Origin of the sequence: Salmonella sp. SAL04213 (assembly GCF_046550535.1) — a bacterium.
Lineage (GTDB): Bacteria > Pseudomonadota > Gammaproteobacteria > Enterobacterales > Enterobacteriaceae > Salmonella > Salmonella enterica.
In genome coordinates, this window is record NZ_JBGDXS010000007.1 from 18,072 (window position 1) to 32,861 (window position 14,790).

At 50.9% G+C, this 14,790-nt stretch carries 13 protein-coding genes, 1 tRNA gene and 3 pseudogenes; 10 read left to right on the plus strand and 7 right to left on the minus strand.

Annotated features, from left to right (window positions below):
• The first annotated feature begins 269 nt into the window (after positions 1 to 269).
• Positions 270 to 1,127: a YjeJ family protein gene (locus ACLJPQ_RS16890; protein WP_001229227.1), complete on the plus strand. Its 858-nt coding sequence runs from the start codon at positions 270 to 272 to the stop codon at positions 1,125 to 1,127.
• Positions 1,128 to 1,174: 47 nt separating this feature from the next.
• Here the strand turns inward: ACLJPQ_RS16890 and ACLJPQ_RS16895 are convergent, their stop codons facing one another.
• The 3 genes from ACLJPQ_RS16895 to ACLJPQ_RS16905 all read right to left on the minus strand — a co-directional run bounded on the left by ACLJPQ_RS16895 (position 1,175) and on the right by ACLJPQ_RS16905 (position 3,754).
• Positions 1,175 to 1,528, minus strand: coding sequence for a DUF4156 domain-containing protein (locus ACLJPQ_RS16895; protein ID WP_000558210.1), 354 nt, complete (start codon positions 1,526 to 1,528; stop codon positions 1,175 to 1,177).
• Positions 1,529 to 1,770: 242 nt separating this feature from the next.
• A complete protein-coding gene (groL, locus tag ACLJPQ_RS16900) occupies positions 1,771 to 3,417 on the minus strand; it encodes a chaperonin GroEL (protein WP_064034342.1) in 1,647 nt (548 codons plus the stop codon).
• Positions 3,418 to 3,460: 43 nt separating this feature from the next.
• Positions 3,461 to 3,754, minus strand: coding sequence for a co-chaperone GroES (locus ACLJPQ_RS16905; RefSeq protein WP_000027827.1), 294 nt, complete (start codon positions 3,752 to 3,754; stop codon positions 3,461 to 3,463).
• Between the two features lie 275 nt (positions 3,755 to 4,029).
• Between ACLJPQ_RS16905 and yjeH the strand changes: the two genes are divergently transcribed.
• A complete protein-coding gene (gene yjeH / locus ACLJPQ_RS16910) occupies positions 4,030 to 5,271 on the plus strand; it encodes an L-methionine/branched-chain amino acid transporter (protein WP_023181281.1) in 1,242 nt (413 codons plus the stop codon).
• A 58-nt stretch (positions 5,272 to 5,329) separates the two neighbouring features.
• Here the strand turns inward: yjeH and ACLJPQ_RS16915 are convergent, their stop codons facing one another.
• Positions 5,330 to 5,806 carry an FxsA family protein gene (locus ACLJPQ_RS16915; protein ID WP_001267291.1) on the minus strand — a complete coding sequence of 159 codons (477 nt, stop codon included), beginning with the start codon at positions 5,804 to 5,806 and terminating at the stop codon, positions 5,330 to 5,332.
• A gap of 340 nt (positions 5,807 to 6,146) precedes the next feature.
• Between ACLJPQ_RS16915 and aspA the strand changes: the two genes are divergently transcribed.
• From aspA to ACLJPQ_RS16945, 6 genes are all read left to right on the plus strand, one after another.
• Positions 6,147 to 7,583 (plus strand): aspartate ammonia-lyase, encoded by a 1,437-nt coding sequence (gene aspA / locus ACLJPQ_RS16920; RefSeq protein WP_000069440.1) that lies wholly within the window; start codon positions 6,147 to 6,149, stop codon positions 7,581 to 7,583.
• Positions 7,584 to 7,697: 114 nt separating this feature from the next.
• Positions 7,698 to 8,999 (plus strand): anaerobic C4-dicarboxylate transporter DcuA, encoded by a 1,302-nt coding sequence (gene dcuA / locus ACLJPQ_RS16925; protein WP_000637595.1) that lies wholly within the window; start codon positions 7,698 to 7,700, stop codon positions 8,997 to 8,999.
• A 120-nt stretch (positions 9,000 to 9,119) separates the two neighbouring features.
• Positions 9,120 to 9,467 carry a divalent cation tolerance protein CutA gene (cutA, locus tag ACLJPQ_RS16930; RefSeq protein WP_000887832.1) on the plus strand — a complete coding sequence of 116 codons (348 nt, stop codon included), beginning with the start codon at positions 9,120 to 9,122 and terminating at the stop codon, positions 9,465 to 9,467.
• A complete protein-coding gene (locus ACLJPQ_RS16935; protein WP_000068895.1) occupies positions 9,443 to 11,146 on the plus strand; it encodes a protein-disulfide reductase DsbD in 1,704 nt (567 codons plus the stop codon). The genes cutA and ACLJPQ_RS16935 overlap by 25 nt, the downstream gene beginning before the upstream one ends.
• 36 nt (positions 11,147 to 11,182) lie before the next feature.
• A complete protein-coding gene (locus ACLJPQ_RS16940; RefSeq protein WP_001188509.1) occupies positions 11,183 to 11,758 on the plus strand; it encodes a transcriptional regulator in 576 nt (191 codons plus the stop codon).
• Between the two features lie 115 nt (positions 11,759 to 11,873).
• A tRNA-Phe gene (locus ACLJPQ_RS16945) sits at positions 11,874 to 11,949 on the plus strand.
• A 79-nt stretch (positions 11,950 to 12,028) separates the two neighbouring features.
• On the opposite strand, the pseudogene ACLJPQ_RS16950 reads toward ACLJPQ_RS16945, so the two are convergent.
• A pseudogene (locus ACLJPQ_RS16950) lies at positions 12,029 to 12,106 on the minus strand (helix-turn-helix domain-containing protein); the annotation flags it as partial.
• 553 nt (positions 12,107 to 12,659) lie between these two features.
• Between ACLJPQ_RS16950 and ACLJPQ_RS16955 the strand changes: the two are divergent.
• Both ACLJPQ_RS16955 and ACLJPQ_RS16960 read left to right on the plus strand, forming a co-directional pair.
• On the plus strand, positions 12,660 to 13,412 hold the full coding sequence (locus ACLJPQ_RS16955; RefSeq protein WP_000842411.1) for a non-specific acid phosphatase: 753 nt from the start codon (positions 12,660 to 12,662) through the stop codon (positions 13,410 to 13,412).
• Between the two features lie 311 nt (positions 13,413 to 13,723).
• Positions 13,724 to 13,861: pseudogene (locus ACLJPQ_RS16960) on the plus strand (SdiA-regulated domain-containing protein); the annotation flags it as partial.
• On the opposite strand, the pseudogene ACLJPQ_RS16965 reads toward ACLJPQ_RS16960, so the two are convergent.
• A pseudogene (locus tag ACLJPQ_RS16965) lies at positions 13,858 to 14,392 on the minus strand (SdiA-regulated domain-containing protein); the annotation flags it as partial. The pseudogenes ACLJPQ_RS16960 and ACLJPQ_RS16965 overlap by 4 nt on opposite strands.
• 25 nt (positions 14,393 to 14,417) lie before the next feature.
• The gene (locus ACLJPQ_RS16970) at positions 14,418 to 14,579 is read right to left on the minus strand and encodes a hypothetical protein (RefSeq protein WP_001816720.1); all 162 of its coding nucleotides are present in this window, start codon (positions 14,577 to 14,579) and stop codon (positions 14,418 to 14,420) included.
• Positions 14,580 to 14,790 lie beyond the last annotated feature (211 nt).

A 14,790-nucleotide genomic window follows, 5' to 3' on the forward strand; every position in this document is an offset into this window, starting at 1 on the left:
CGTCAGGGACGACGAAAAATATTACCGCGCAATATCACGAGGAGATTCCCCCGCGATTCTCCTCACCCTTTGGCGACGATAAACTAACCTTCGTTAAATACACCTTTCCGGTCCTCTCTTTTCAATAAAGTCCGTTTTAGGACTCGCTTAGCGTGTACTGCATTTTCGAATTATACTGGTTCTCCTTTTTATAGGACGGCATAAACAATTTATATATCAAATACATTGCAGTAAAACATTTAATTATTTTATATTTGTGGAGAATTGACATGGCCTTAACGATTAAGGGACTAAATACCGGCGTTATTCGTCACAATGATAAGTTTATCGCGCTGGCGCTTAAGGTGAAGTCACTGAGAAATAAAGAAACACTGCTTTTCTTTCCTGTGCTCGCGCTGCGAGACTTGTTGATCGGCCTTGAACACCGGCTTTATTTACAACACTCGCTTCCGGAACAAGAGCAGGAAAAACGCCAGAAAGCTAAAAGCAGTCATGTGCTTAAAATGCATGAGAATATTCCGGCAATACTCCGTGAAGAGCTGGAAAACGCCGATGTTAATCAGCGTGTTGAATCTTTAGCGTTGAGCGATAATACAGAAAAAGTATTAACCTTTACGTTAAAGCTGCACAATGGTAGCCATCTTGATTTACAGGTCGGTGAGTGGCAGGTTGAAGTTCTGGTGATGGCTATTATTCACGCCATTAATAATGCCGAAATGCGTGAGCTCGCATTGCGTATTTCTTCAATGCTGGACTTTTTACCATTATACGATGCTGACTGCCTGGAAAACGGTAATATCGAATTCGATACCTATAACCAGCCTGACTGGAAACATAATCTGTATAACCATTATTTAGCGCTCGTTTATCGTTATACGGATGAGGCAGGACAATCGCATGATTGCGGCACCATCATTAAGACCCGTAGTCAGTCAGGCTCTAAAGAAGCTGAAGCGATATCACGCCGCTTGCTGAATTTCAGCCCGCGTCTTAAAAAGCTGGAAGGAAAACCGTGTAAGGTTTTTGTCAGAACGCTTGGAACCGGTAAAGCAGCGCGTCTGACGCAAGATCAATGCATGCGCGCGTTGCATAATCTACGCATGGCATCATCGCAGGAAAAACGCTAACCATATCGCCCTCTGAATCTTTCAGAGGGCGTTACGATTCAGACATATCAGTTCGGACATTTATAAACCTGGCCGTTCATCTCGCTGGCCGTCGGGACAAAACTGGACAACATGCCCTGCGACGGACTACTTACGCCATACAGCACGTTTCCACCCATCGCGGCCGCCTGATTACGCAGATCGTTCGCTGCGCCACGCATTGAGCCACCCTCTTCGCCGTGCTGGCCTGAAAACCAGTTACTCTGTTTACCAGTTGCCGTACCAATAAGCTGGCATTCCGCGCCTGGCTTATCTTCGACAAAGCGTACATTTTGGCCGGCAGCGGTGAGTTCGTTGCTGGAGCTACAACCCGCCATCAGCAGCGCGGCGCCAACGATCCCTGCTAAATATTTCACGTGCATGTTATTCCCCATAATCAATGAGCTGGACGTTTTGTCCGTATCTGAATCTTATACTAAAAAGATGACTAAAAGAAAAACCCCCGGTCATTTCTGCCCGGGGGTTTCTCAATTCTGGGAGATAAGCACCCAAATCATTCTGGTTGCAGGAAGGCGGCCAGTTTGTTAATCCCCAGTCACTTACTCAAGGAAGTGACTGGGGTTAGCCAACGCATCTGCAGCCTGAAGGATGCAGGGGGGGGCAATTACATCATGCCGCCCATACCACCCATACCACCCATGCCGCCAGCAGCGCCTAAATCAGGAGCATCGTTTTTCGGCAGGTCGGTCACCATGCACTCGGTAGTGATCATCAGACCAGCCACAGAAGCCGCGTACTGCAGCGCAGAACGGGTAACTTTGGTTGGGTCCAGGATACCCATATCGATCATGTTGCCGTATTCTTCAGTTGCTGCGTTGTAACCGTAGTTACCGTCGCCGCCTTTAACGGTGTTAGCGACAACAGACGGCTCTTCGCCGCAGTTCAGCACGATCTGACGCAGCGGAGCTTCCATTGCGCGCAGCGCAACTTTGATACCCACGTTCTGGTCTTCGTTCTGGCCTTTCAGATCAGCAATTTTAGAAGCAACGCGGATCAGCGCAACGCCACCACCAGCAACCACGCCTTCTTCTACCGCAGCACGGGTCGCGTGCAGGGCATCTTCAACGCGGGCTTTCTTCTCTTTCATTTCAACTTCGGTCGCAGCGCCAACTTTGATTACCGCAACGCCGCCTGCCAGTTTCGCTACGCGCTCCTGCAGTTTTTCACGATCGTAGTCGGAGGTCGCTTCTTCAATCTGCTGACGGATCTGAGCAACACGGCCCTGGATGGCAGCTTCTTCACCCACGCCATCGATGATGGTGGTGGTGTCTTTGTTGATCACAACACGTTTCGCCTGACCCAGGTCTTCCAGGGTTGCTTTTTCCAGCTCCATACCGATCTCTTCAGAGATTACGGTACCGCCGGTCAGGGTAGCGATATCCTGCAGCATCGCCTTACGACGATCGCCGAAGCCAGGTGCCTTAACAGCAGCCACTTTCACGATGCCACGCATGGTGTTAACAACCAGGGTAGCCAGCGCTTCGCCTTCAACATCTTCAGCGATGATCAGCAGCGGTTTGCCTGCTTTTGCAACGGCTTCCAGAACCGGCAGCATTTCGCGGATGTTGGAGATTTTCTTATCAGCCAGCAGGATGAACGGGCTTTCCAGCTCTACTGCGCCAGTTTCCGGCTTGTTGATGAAGTAAGGAGACAGGTAGCCGCGGTCAAACTGCATGCCTTCAACCACGTCCAGTTCGTCCTGCAGACCGGTACCGTCTTCAACGGTGATGACGCCTTCTTTACCGACTTTATCCATTGCTTCCGCGATCAGTTTACCTACGGTTTCGTCGGAGTTAGCGGAGATAGTACCTACCTGAGCAATCGCTTTAGAGTCGGAGCACGGTACGGACAGGGCTTTCAGCTCTTCAACCGCAGCAGCAACCGCTTTGTCGATACCACGTTTCAGGTCCATCGGGTTCATGCCCGCAGCAACGGCTTTCAGGCCTTCGGTAATGATGGACTGCGCCAGTACGGTCGCGGTGGTGGTACCGTCGCCTGCAGCGTCGTTCGCTTTAGAGGCAACTTCTTTCACCATCTGCGCGCCCATGTTTTCAAACTTGTCTTCCAGTTCGATTTCACGCGCTACGGAAACACCATCTTTAGTGATAGTCGGCGCACCGAAAGATTTATCCAGAACCACGTTACGGCCTTTCGGACCGAGGGTTACTTTCACTGCATCTGCCAGTACGTTTACGCCGCGCAGCATTTTCACACGAGCGTCGTTACCGAATTTTACGTCTTTAGCTGCCATTTTCTCTTTCCCTTAAATTCGTATGTTCAGTGTCGTTCGCGGATTACGCTTCAACAATTGCCAGAATGTCGCTTTCAGACATGATCAACACTTCTTCATTGTCGATCTTTTCAGATTTCACACCGTAGCCATCGTTAAAAATAACGATGTCGCCAACTTTCACGTCCAGCGGCTGTACAGTACCGTTGTCCAGGATGCGACCCTTACCGACAGCGATGATTTCGCCACGAGTTGATTTACCCGCTGCGGAACCGGTCAGTACGATGCCGCCAGCAGATTTGGACTCAACTTCTTTACGTTTGACGATCACACGATCATGTAACGGACGAATACTCATTGATAGCTCTCCTTTGAGAAAGTCATTATCAGTTATGGGTGACGCCGGCCCGTAAACGGTTTCCCGGCTGGTGACCAGAGAGATGGGGATGGGGTTTTGCCCCTTCAAGGGGGGAGATGAAAAAAAATTCTTCTGAGCGAAAAAAGCGGTAAAAACGCTACTTATCTCACGTTTACCCAAGGTTTAGAACATCCTGCTATAAGAAAAGGCGTGTGTGATACGCTTAAAAATGTCTGTCGTCACCTGACGTTACAATGCCGCCGGATAATGAGCTGATGAATGAACTAAAAAAAGAGCTTGGATTGGTTCAGGGCGTTATCTTGTTAACCACATCATTATTAGGGACTGGCGTTTTTGCGCTTCCGGAGCTGGCTGCGCTGGCGGCAGGCGACATCAGCCTTTGGGCATGGCCGCTGCTCATTATTTTGATTTTCCCTATTGCGATTGTCTTTGCTGTGCTGGGGCGTCATTTTCCACACGCTGGCGGCGTAGCGCATTTTGTCGGGATGGCATTTGGCCCGCGTCTGCAACGAGTGATCAGTTGGCTGTTTTTATCAGTCATTCCTGTTAGTTTTCCCGCAGCCTTGCATATTGCGGTGGGTTTCGGCCAGGCGCTGTTTGGCTGGCAAAGCGAACAGCTCTTATTTGGGGAGCTGGGTACTCTAGGTTTACTATGGTTTATGGGATCGCGCGGCGCCAGCTCCAGCGCCAACCTGCAAGCCATTATCGCTGGATTAATTATCGCGCTTATTGCCGCCATTCTGTGGAAAGGCGCGATTAAACCTGCAGATATCACCTTCCCAGCCGCAAACGAAATCACCTTTTCCCGGCTGTGTACCGCCCTGGCGATCATGTTCTGGGGATTTGTGGGAATTGAGGCGTTTACGCATTTGTCGTCTGAATTTAAAAATCCTGAACGTGATTTTCCGCGCGCATTGATCATTGGCCTGATGCTGGCCGGCGCCATTTATTGGGCCTGTACCGCCGTGGTGCTGCATTTTGGCGTCTATAGCGACAAGATAGCGGCAACAGCCTCGCTACCGCTTATTATTGTTCATCTCTTCGGTATCCAGGCGTTGTGGGTAGCCTGCATTATTGGTTATCTCACCTGCTTTGCCAGCCTGAATGTGTATGCTCAGAGTTTTGCGCGTCTGATATGGACGCAAATGCAATATCAGCCCGATCACTATCTGGCTCAACTCTCTCCCGGGCGCCTTCCCTTGCACGCGTTAAACGTTATTCTGGCCTGTTGTTGCGTGAGTTCCCTGGTCGTCTACGCCCTGAAGATTAACCTCAATGCGCTGATCGTCTATGCTAACGGTATTTTTATTATGCTCTATCTGCTTTGTATGCTGGCGGGCTGTCGACTATTGAAAGGGCGCTGCTATGCACTGGCGGTGACGGGTTGTCTACTGTGCCTGTTATTGCTGGTAATGCTGGGGTGGAAAAGCTTATATGCCATTATCATGCTGGCTGCATTATGGCTATTTTTACCGAAGCGAAAACGCATGGCGTAAGACGCATCCGCTGGCCGGATAGCGCCTCACGCGACTTATCCGACCAACATCTCTACCTTTAATCCCGACGATCGTCTTTATGTTCAATACGATCGCGATCGTCATCTTTACGTTGATACTCGCCGTCAAATGTTTCGCCACCGCCAGTACCCGCGCTAAACCCGCCGCCCGGCATCCGGGAAAAACGTAAATGCGGCAGCAACTTCAGCGTCAAATGTTTTTGCACTGGCGGTAACAAAAGGAGAAGGCCGAGAAAATCGGTGAAAAACCCCGGCAACAGGAGCAGTAAGCCAGCGATGATCAGCGATACACTCTTAATCATTTCTGCCGCCGGGCTCTCACCGGCCGCCATTTTTTGTTGCATCAGCAAAAAGTTTTTAAAACCCTGGTTACGTACCAGCGACATACCGATAACAGACGTAAAAATCACCAGGATTAGCGTCATCAGGACACCAAGCACATGGGCGACCTGGATAAAGATAGAAATCTCAATGTAAACATAGAGAAAGACAGCTAAAAAGGGTATCCAGCGCAAAGGACTCTCCTGTAAGTCATGGCCGTCTGCGACGACCATTTGAATGGGGTTGCGATTCGCATCGATCCGATATGGTGGTGCGTAGCAAAATTTCAAGTGGTTTGTACACCTATTTTAGGTAGTAATACTAAAGCGGTGACCTATTTCACAAAATAATAAATAAGGGGTAAATTCCCACACTTTAAGTGATCCAGATTACGGTAGGAATTCTGAAGCAGCATATGATCTCGTTTATCAGGCCGATGGAGGGGATAATCGTCGGTCAGAAAACATTCGAAATCACATATATCCTGTGTGTTTTAAAGTAAAAATCATTGGCAGCTTGAAAAAGAAGGTTCACATGTCAAACAACATTCGTATCGAAGAAGATCTGTTGGGTACCAGGGAAGTTCCAGCTGAAGCCTACTATGGTGTTCACACTCTGAGAGCGATTGAAAACTTCTACATTAGCAATAACAAAATCAGCGACATCCCTGAATTTGTGCGTGGCATGGTTATGGTAAAAAAAGCGGCGGCGCTGGCCAACAAAGAGCTGCAAACCATTCCTAAGAGTGTGGCGAACGCCATCATTGCCGCATGTGATGAAGTCCTTAACAACGGTAAGTGCATGGACCAGTTCCCGGTAGATGTCTATCAGGGCGGCGCGGGCACTTCCGTCAACATGAATACCAACGAAGTGCTGGCCAACATCGGGCTGGAACTGATGGGTCATCAGAAAGGTGAATATCAGTACCTGAACCCGAACGACCACGTGAATAAATGTCAATCCACTAACGACGCCTATCCGACAGGCTTCCGTGTAGCGGTTTACGCCTCTATCGTCAAACTGATCGATGCCATCAACCAGTTGCGTGAAGGTTTCGAACGTAAAGCGGTTGAATTCCAGGACATCCTGAAAATGGGTCGTACCCAGTTGCAGGACGCCGTACCGATGACGCTTGGTCAAGAATTCCGTGCGTTCAGCATCCTGCTGAAAGAAGAAGTGAAAAGCATCGAGCGTACTGCTGAGCTGCTGCTGGAAGTCAACCTTGGCGCAACGGCAATCGGCACCGGTCTGAACACGCCGAAAGAATACTCTCCGCTGGCGGTGAAAAAACTGGCTGAAGTCACTGGTTTCGCCTGTGTTCCGGCGGAAGATCTGATTGAGGCGACATCTGACTGTGGCGCGTATGTTATGGTTCACAGCGCGCTGAAACGTCTGGCAGTGAAGATGTCCAAAATCTGTAACGACCTGCGCTTGCTCTCTTCTGGTCCTCGTGCCGGCCTGAACGAGATCAACCTGCCGGAACTGCAGGCGGGCTCTTCCATCATGCCAGCCAAAGTGAACCCGGTAGTACCGGAAGTCGTAAACCAGGTATGCTTTAAAGTCATCGGTAACGACACCACCGTTACGATGGCGGCGGAAGCCGGTCAGTTGCAGTTGAACGTTATGGAGCCGGTTATCGGTCAGGCGATGTTCGAATCCATCCACATTCTGAGCAACGCGTGCTACAACCTGCTGGAAAAATGCGTTAACGGCATTACCGCGAATAAAGAAGTGTGCGAAGGGTACGTTTATAACTCCATCGGTATCGTCACTTACCTCAACCCGTTCATCGGCCACCACAACGGCGACATCGTCGGTAAAATCTGTGCTGAAACCGGTAAGAGCGTACGTGAAGTTGTGCTGGAGCGCGGCCTGTTAACGGAAGCCGAGCTGGACGATATTTTCTCCGTACAGAACTTGATGCACCCGGCTTATAAAGCTAAACGTTATACTGATGAAAGCGAACAGTAATCGTACAGGGTAGTACCAAAGAGGCACGTCACGATGACGTGCCTTTTTTCTTACAAGAAGTTACCAAATAACAACAATTTAATATCAACTTGTTAAACAACAAGGAAGGCTAATATGATAGTTGTCGAACTTATCATTGTTTTGCTGGCAATCTTTTTGGGCGCCAGACTTGGGGGCATCGGTATTGGATTCGCAGGTGGGCTGGGTGTTCTGGTACTTGCCGCCATCGGCGTGAAGCCAGGGACAATTCCATTCGATGTCATTTCCATCATCATGGCGGTTATCGCCGCGATCTCTGCTATGCAGGTCGCGGGCGGTCTGGATTATTTGGTAAACCAGACGGAAAAACTGCTGCGTAAGAACCCGAAATACATCACTATCCTCGCACCGATTGTGACCTATTTCCTGACTATTTTTGCTGGTACCGGGAACATTTCCCTGGCAACGCTGCCGGTTATTGCTGAAGTCGCGAAGGAGCAGGGAATCAAACCTTGCCGTCCGCTCTCGACCGCCGTGGTATCCGCGCAGATTGCGATTACCGCCTCGCCGATTTCTGCGGCCGTGGTGTATATGTCTTCTGTTATGGAAGGTCATGGCATTAGCTACATTCACCTGCTGTCCGTGGTTATCCCCTCTACGCTGCTGGCGGTGCTGGTGATGTCCTTCCTGGTCACGATGCTGTTCAACTCCAAACTGTCGGACGACCCAATTTACCGCAAACGTCTGGAAGAAGGGCTGATTGAACTGCGTGGTGAAAAGCAGATTGAAATCAAACCGATGGCAAAAAATTCCGTCTGGCTGTTCCTGCTGGGCGTTATCTGCGTGGTTGTTTATGCGATTGTTAACAGTCCGAGCCTCGGCCTGGTTGAGAAACCGCTGATGAACACCACCAACGCTATTTTGATCATCATGTTGAGCGTCGCAACGCTGACCACCATCCTGTGTAAAGTGGAAACTGACGCCATCCTCAACTCCAGTACCTTTAAAGCAGGGATGAGCGCCTGTATCTGTATTCTGGGCGTGGCGTGGCTGGGCGATACTTTCGTATCCGCTAACATCGACTGGATCAAAGACACTGCGGGTAGCGTCATCCAGGGTCATCCGTGGCTGCTGGCCGTCATCTTCTTCTTTGCTTCCGCGCTGCTCTACTCTCAGGCGGCAACGGCGAAAGCGCTGATGCCGATGGCGCTGGCGCTGAACGTCTCTCCGCTGACGGCAGTCGCTTCCTTCGCCGCCGTTTCCGGCCTGTTCATTTTGCCGACCTACCCGACTCTGGTTGCGGCGGTACAGATGGATGACACCGGTACAACCCGTATCGGTAAATTCGTCTTTAACCACCCGTTCTTCATCCCAGGCACCCTGGGCGTCGTTCTGGCTGTCTGCTTCGGCTTCCTGCTGGGCAGCTTTATGCTGTAAGTGTTTCACCCGCGGGGCGTATCACGCCCCGCATTCTCCCGCCCTTTGACTAACATCCTGCCCTCGTCCGTTGTATAGTGACCGTTCACTTGCGGGTCTTTTTGTTCTTTCGAGGTGTTTATGCTTGATGTTAAGAGTCAGGATATTTCCATCCCCGAGGCCGTTGTGGTGCTTTGTACCGCCCCGGATGAAGCTACCGCCCAGGATCTGGCCGCCAAAGTGCTGGCGGAAAAACTGGCCGCCTGCGCCACCCTCCTCCCCGGCGCGACATCGCTGTACTACTGGGAAGGCAAACTGGAGCAGGAGTATGAAGTTCAAATGATCTTAAAAACCACCGTTTCACATCAGCAAGCGCTTATCGACTGCCTGAAGTCTCATCACCCGTATCAAACGCCTGAACTTCTGGTTTTACCTGTTACTCACGGAGATACTGATTACCTCTCATGGCTCAACGCATCTTTACGCTGATCCTGCTGCTGTGCAGCACATCCGCCTTCGCCGGATTATTCGACGCGCCGGGTCGCTCGCAGTTCGTCCCGGCAGACCGGGCGTTTGTTTTTGATTTTCAGCAAAATCAACACGATCTTACCCTCTCCTGGCAGGTAAAAGAGGGTTACTACCTTTACCGTAAACAAATCAGTATCACGCCGACGAAAGCGGATATCGCCGCAGTCCAACTCCCGGCAGGCGTCTGGCATGAAGATGAGTTCTACGGAAAAAGCGAAATCTACCGTAAGCGGCTAAACGTTCCGGTAACGGTTAACCAGGCGGCGGCTGGCGCGACATTAACGGTAACGTACCAGGGGTGCGCCGATGCGGGATTCTGTTATCCGCCGGAAACGAAAACGGTGCCGCTAAGTGAAGTCGCCGCGGCAATAGACGCCACGCCGACGCCTGCTGTCACCCAGACGAGTGAGACGTCAAAACCCGCCGCCCAGCTACCTTTCTCCGCGCTCTGGGCGCTGCTGATCGGCATCGGCATTGCCTTTACGCCCTGCGTTTTACCCATGTATCCGCTGATTTCCGGTATTGTCCTGGGGGGAAGGCAACGTTTGTCGACGGGGCGCGCACTGCTGCTGGCCTTTATCTATGTACAAGGGATGGCGCTGACCTATACCGCACTGGGTCTGGTCGTCGCCGCGGCGGGATTACAGTTTCAGGCGGCGCTGCAGCACCCTTATGTGTTAATCGGCCTTGCCATCGTGTTCACCCTGCTTGCGTTGTCGATGTTTGGCCTGTTCACACTACAGCTCCCCTCCTCACTGCAAACCCGGCTGACATTAATGAGTAATCGTCAGCAAGGCGGCTCGCCCGGCGGTGTTTTTGTTATGGGGGCGATTGCCGGATTAATTTGCTCGCCCTGTACCACAGCGCCGTTAAGCGCGATCCTGCTTTATATCGCTCAGAGCGGCAACATGTGGCTGGGCGGCGGTACGCTGTATTTGTATGCATTAGGTATGGGTCTGCCGCTAATGCTGGTCACCGTGTTTGGCAACCGTCTGCTACCGAAAAGCGGCCCGTGGATGGCGCATGTCAAAACCGCTTTTGGTTTCGTGATCCTCGCGTTACCGGTCTTTTTACTGGAGCGGATTATTGGCGAGGCTTGGGGTTTACGTCTGTGGTCGCTGCTGGGCGTCGCTTTCTTTGGGTGGGCCTTTATCACCAGCCTTCAGGCCAGACGAGCGTGGATGCGTATCGTACAGATTATCCTGCTGGCGGCAGCGCTCATTAGCGTGCGGCCTCTACAGGATTGGGCGTTCGGATCGCCATCCGCGCAAGCTCCAGCGCACCTCAATTTCACGGCTATTTCTACCGTGGACGAACTCAATCAGGCGCTGGCGCAGGCCAAAGGCAAACCCGTTATGCTGGATTTCTACGCCGACTGGTGCGTGGCCTGTAAAGAGTTTGAAAAGTATACCTTCAGCGATCCGCGGGTCCAGCAGGCGCTCGGCGACACGGTGCTCTTGCAGGCTAACGTCACCGCTAACAATGCGCAGGACGTCGCGCTGTTAAAGCATCTGCAAGTTCTCGGGCTGCCCACCATTCTGTTCTTTAATGCCCAAGGCCAGGAACAGCCGCAATCGCGAGTCACCGGCTTTATGGACGCCGCCACCTTTAGCGCGCATTTGCACGATCGCCAACCGTGAGCGACACTTGCAAAAGCAAAGACGGAGGAGAATACCGTGCAACGTGAAGATATTCTGGGAGAAGCCCTGAAATTACTGGAGACGCAAGGGATAGCCGATACTACGCTGGAAATGGTGGCGGAGCGCGTAAATCGCCCACTCGACACATTACAGCGTTTCTGGCCAGATAAAGAAGCCATTTTATATGACGCGCTACGTTATCTGAGTCAGCAGGTAGATATCTGGCGACGCCAGCTTCTTCTTGATGAGACGCTTTCTGCTGAACAAAAGCTACTGGCACGCTACAGCGCGCTTTCGGAATGTGTCAGTAATAACCGTTATCCTGGTTGCTTGTTCATTGCCGCCTGTACGTTTTATCCCGACCCAACCCATCCTATTCACCAACTGGCTAATCAACAAAAACGCGCGGCACATGATTTTACCCATGAGCTACTGACCACGCTGGAAATTGACGATCCGGCGATGGTTGCAAGGCAGATGGAGCTGGTGCTGGAAGGTTGTCTCAGCCGAATGCTGGTCAACCGCAGTCAGGCTGATGTAGATACCGCTCAGCGGTTGGCGGAAGATATTCTGCGTTTTGCACAGTGCCGTCAGGGTGGAGCGCTCACCTGACGGGTACTGATTTTATGCATTTTGCCTGAAAAGCAGGCAGTCAGCGCGCTTTTATCACTTTTTTCGTGTAAAGCCGTTGACGACCGCGCCCCTTTACGGTTTAATGCGCCCCGTTGCCCGGATAGCTCAGTCGGTAGAGCAGGGGATTGAAAATCCCCGTGTCCTTGGTTCGATTCCGAGTCCGGGCACCACTTATTCAGAAAACCCAGCCTATGGCTGGGTTTTTGCTTTTCTGGGAATGGAAATCCGTAGCCCCCATCTCTGGCCTGACTAGCTATAACGGGAAGGCCAGATTTTCTCTGGCGCAACGCCCAGCGCTTCGGCGATCAGCTTTTCCCCTTTGGGCCAGGGTCAAAAGCTTACTTAGCTACAGGGAGATTATTACCAGTAATAACGCCTATCACTTCATCTGACGGTTCGCTAACCCCGACAAGTGAATCCAATATCTCCGCCATGAACTTTTTCATCACTGAAAACAATAATCCCTTCGCCAATTTTGGCATTTTTTCTTTGTCGGCTTCTTTATTCTTAAATACTGTTTCCGACTCTTGTTCATAATCATAAATTAATACTCAGCACATCATGACTGATGGTAGTTACCGGGGTAACAGAGCACATACTTTAAAATACTTATTCATAGTTTGTTATTACGGAAACATTTTAACCTAATGCGTGTCAGTCAGGCACGCAGATAAAAAACAACCGGGGAGAAAATTTAAACAAAATGCTGTTAGCCGGAAGTACCGGTATTGTTCTGTTGTCCGCAGCAGTCAGTCCGGTATGGACAGACAATAATACCAGTGCAGCGTCCTGCTTTTTTACCTGTATGTTGAATAACCATTGCAATAAATCATTATAGGATTACATCTGTTTATTATTGCCTGATCCGGAGTGAGTCTTTATGAAAAGTCGTTATTTACTATTTTTTCTACCACTGATCGTAGCTAAATATACATCAGCAGAAACAGTGCAACCCTTTCATTCTCCTGAAGAATCAGTGAACAGTCAGTTCTACTTACCACCACCGCCAGGTAATGATGATCCGGCTTTCCGCTATGATAAGGAGGCTTATTTTAAGGGCTATGCGATAAAGGGTTCCCCGCGATGGAAACAAGCTGCTGAGGATGCAGATGTAAGCGTGGAAAATATAGCCAGAATATTCTCGCCAGTAGTGGGTGCTAAAATTAATCCCAAAGATACGCCAGAAACCTGGAATATGTTACAGAATCTTCTGAAAATGGGCGGCTACTACGCTACTGCTTCGGCAAAAAAATATTATATGCGTACTCGTCCCTTTGTCTTATTTAATCATTCTACCTGCCGTCCTGAAGATGAGGATACTTTGCGAAAAGATGGCTCTTACCCTTCCGGGCATACTGCTTATGGTACACTTCTGGCATTAGTATTATCCCAGGCCAGACCGGAACGCGCGCAGGAGCTCGCCAGACGAGGATGGGAGTTCGGGCAAAGCAGAGTGATATGCGGTGCTCACTGGCAAAGCGATGTTGATGCCGGCCGTTATGTGGGAGCAGTAGAGTTTGCAAGGCTACAAACAATCCCGGCTTTTCAGAAGTCACTGGCAAAAGTTCGTGAGGAGCTGAACGACAAAAATAATTTATTGAGTAAAGAAGATCACCCCAAACTTAATTACTGAAGGTGAAAGTCTTCCCGCAAACTGGCCACAGCAAATGAAAGGAAGTGCAACTGCGTAGGGGCGACCGGGCGTGGAGAACGCCTTTGGTTTCCCCGATTCGCAAACCACCCGTTTGCAGTCCGTCCAGACCGTCATGACGTCGTTGTCCGGCTGAAGCGGTAAAACCGGTCTGGCTCACTGACTATCCACAGCGAATTCCGGCCATCAGAAGCTATCCCCTCCGCCTGTGGAATGTCCCGCTCCAGACCACTGTGTCCCCGGCGCAGCGGCATCACCCTCCAGCCGCCCTCGGGGTCTGACACCATTGCCATGACTCTCTGTCGGTCAGTGATTCACTGACACACCGGTTGTCCCTGCCGTGGTTCCTGAAGGATATCTCCGGCCTGCATTACGACAGGAAAAACAGGCGGCTGTATGTGCTTTCCCATGAATCAGCCCTGGTAATGGTCCGTTTCTAAAAAACGAAGCGGTTTCTTTTCCTGCGCCACTATCAGTGCATTCTCTCCCCGTCCACGGGCAAGGCCTTCAAAACCGGTATTGTCGCTTTTTCTGTCCACATCCAGGGTCAGGGTGTATGACGCCGGCGGCAGGACAGACGTGTTCCTGCCAATGTGGTGGGTGGTGAGCATCCGCCCCCGCTCCCGGGACAGGACATAGCGGTTCCGGCCGAGGTACTCAATGGCCTCAAAATCATGGTCGCCATCCGATGGTATCACCCGCAGCACGTTCCCGTCCGTGTCCAGCTCCACCACCGACGACGGATGGTCGGTCACGGCAAACAGCGTTCCGCTGTCCGGGTTCCACGTCAGGCCGGAGAGACCGCCCTGTATACCGGGAATGTCTTTTTCTGTCGCAAGCTGCCACTGCGTTTCCTCCGGGTACCAGGTTTCCGGAAAATACAGTGTGGCCGCACCGGCCACCATCAGAAGAGCGCCAGCCAGCAGTGCCGGTTTTTGTTTAAGTAAACGTCTCAGAGTCATGGTTCCGGATGTTCAGTTCATCGCATTACATGCAGTCAATGACAAACCAGAGCATGGCCAGGGCTCCGGTCAGGAAGCCGGAGATAAAAGCGCTGGTCAGCAGCAGTAAAATCAGCGCCCGGAGCGAAAAGCGTCCCCCGCCATACCCGGCGCGTCTTTCGTCATCCGGCATGTTGTCCTTCTGCAAAAAAATTCTCCGGGGAATTACCGGTATGGAGATGTCCGGATAAAAAGAGCTTTATTCCCGTAAGGCCTGTCATGCAGCCCCGGATTATATTCATTCAATATTCAGTAACAGAAATACCGATACAAAAAACACCAGTGACATCATGACGACAAAAGAAATACAGATGTAATAAATCATCTTCAGAAAGTTCATCAGTCAGTTACCGCAATAT

Excerpts from the sequence above, each read along its gene's own strand:
- cutA (WP_000887832.1), top strand. The coding sequence starts at position 9,120 with ATGCTTGATGTTAAGAGTCAGGATATTTCCATCCCCGAGGCCGTTGTG.
- ACLJPQ_RS16955 (WP_000842411.1), top strand. The coding sequence starts at position 12,660 with ATGAAAAGTCGTTATTTACTATTTTTTCTACCACTGATCGTAGCTAAA.
- aspA (WP_000069440.1), top strand. The coding sequence starts at position 6,147 with ATGTCAAACAACATTCGTATCGAAGAAGATCTGTTGGGTACCAGGGAA.
- yjeH (WP_023181281.1), top strand. The coding sequence starts at position 4,030 with ATGAATGAACTAAAAAAAGAGCTTGGATTGGTTCAGGGCGTTATCTTG.
- groL (WP_064034342.1), bottom strand. The coding sequence starts at position 3,417 with ATGGCAGCTAAAGACGTAAAATTCGGTAACGACGCTCGTGTGAAAATG.
- ACLJPQ_RS16905 (WP_000027827.1), bottom strand. The coding sequence starts at position 3,754 with ATGAGTATTCGTCCGTTACATGATCGTGTGATCGTCAAACGTAAAGAA.
- ACLJPQ_RS16890 (WP_001229227.1), top strand. The coding sequence starts at position 270 with ATGGCCTTAACGATTAAGGGACTAAATACCGGCGTTATTCGTCACAAT.
- ACLJPQ_RS16895 (WP_000558210.1), bottom strand. The coding sequence starts at position 1,528 with ATGCACGTGAAATATTTAGCAGGGATCGTTGGCGCCGCGCTGCTGATG.
- dcuA (WP_000637595.1), top strand. The coding sequence starts at position 7,698 with ATGATAGTTGTCGAACTTATCATTGTTTTGCTGGCAATCTTTTTGGGC.
- ACLJPQ_RS16935 (WP_000068895.1), top strand. The coding sequence starts at position 9,443 with ATGGCTCAACGCATCTTTACGCTGATCCTGCTGCTGTGCAGCACATCC.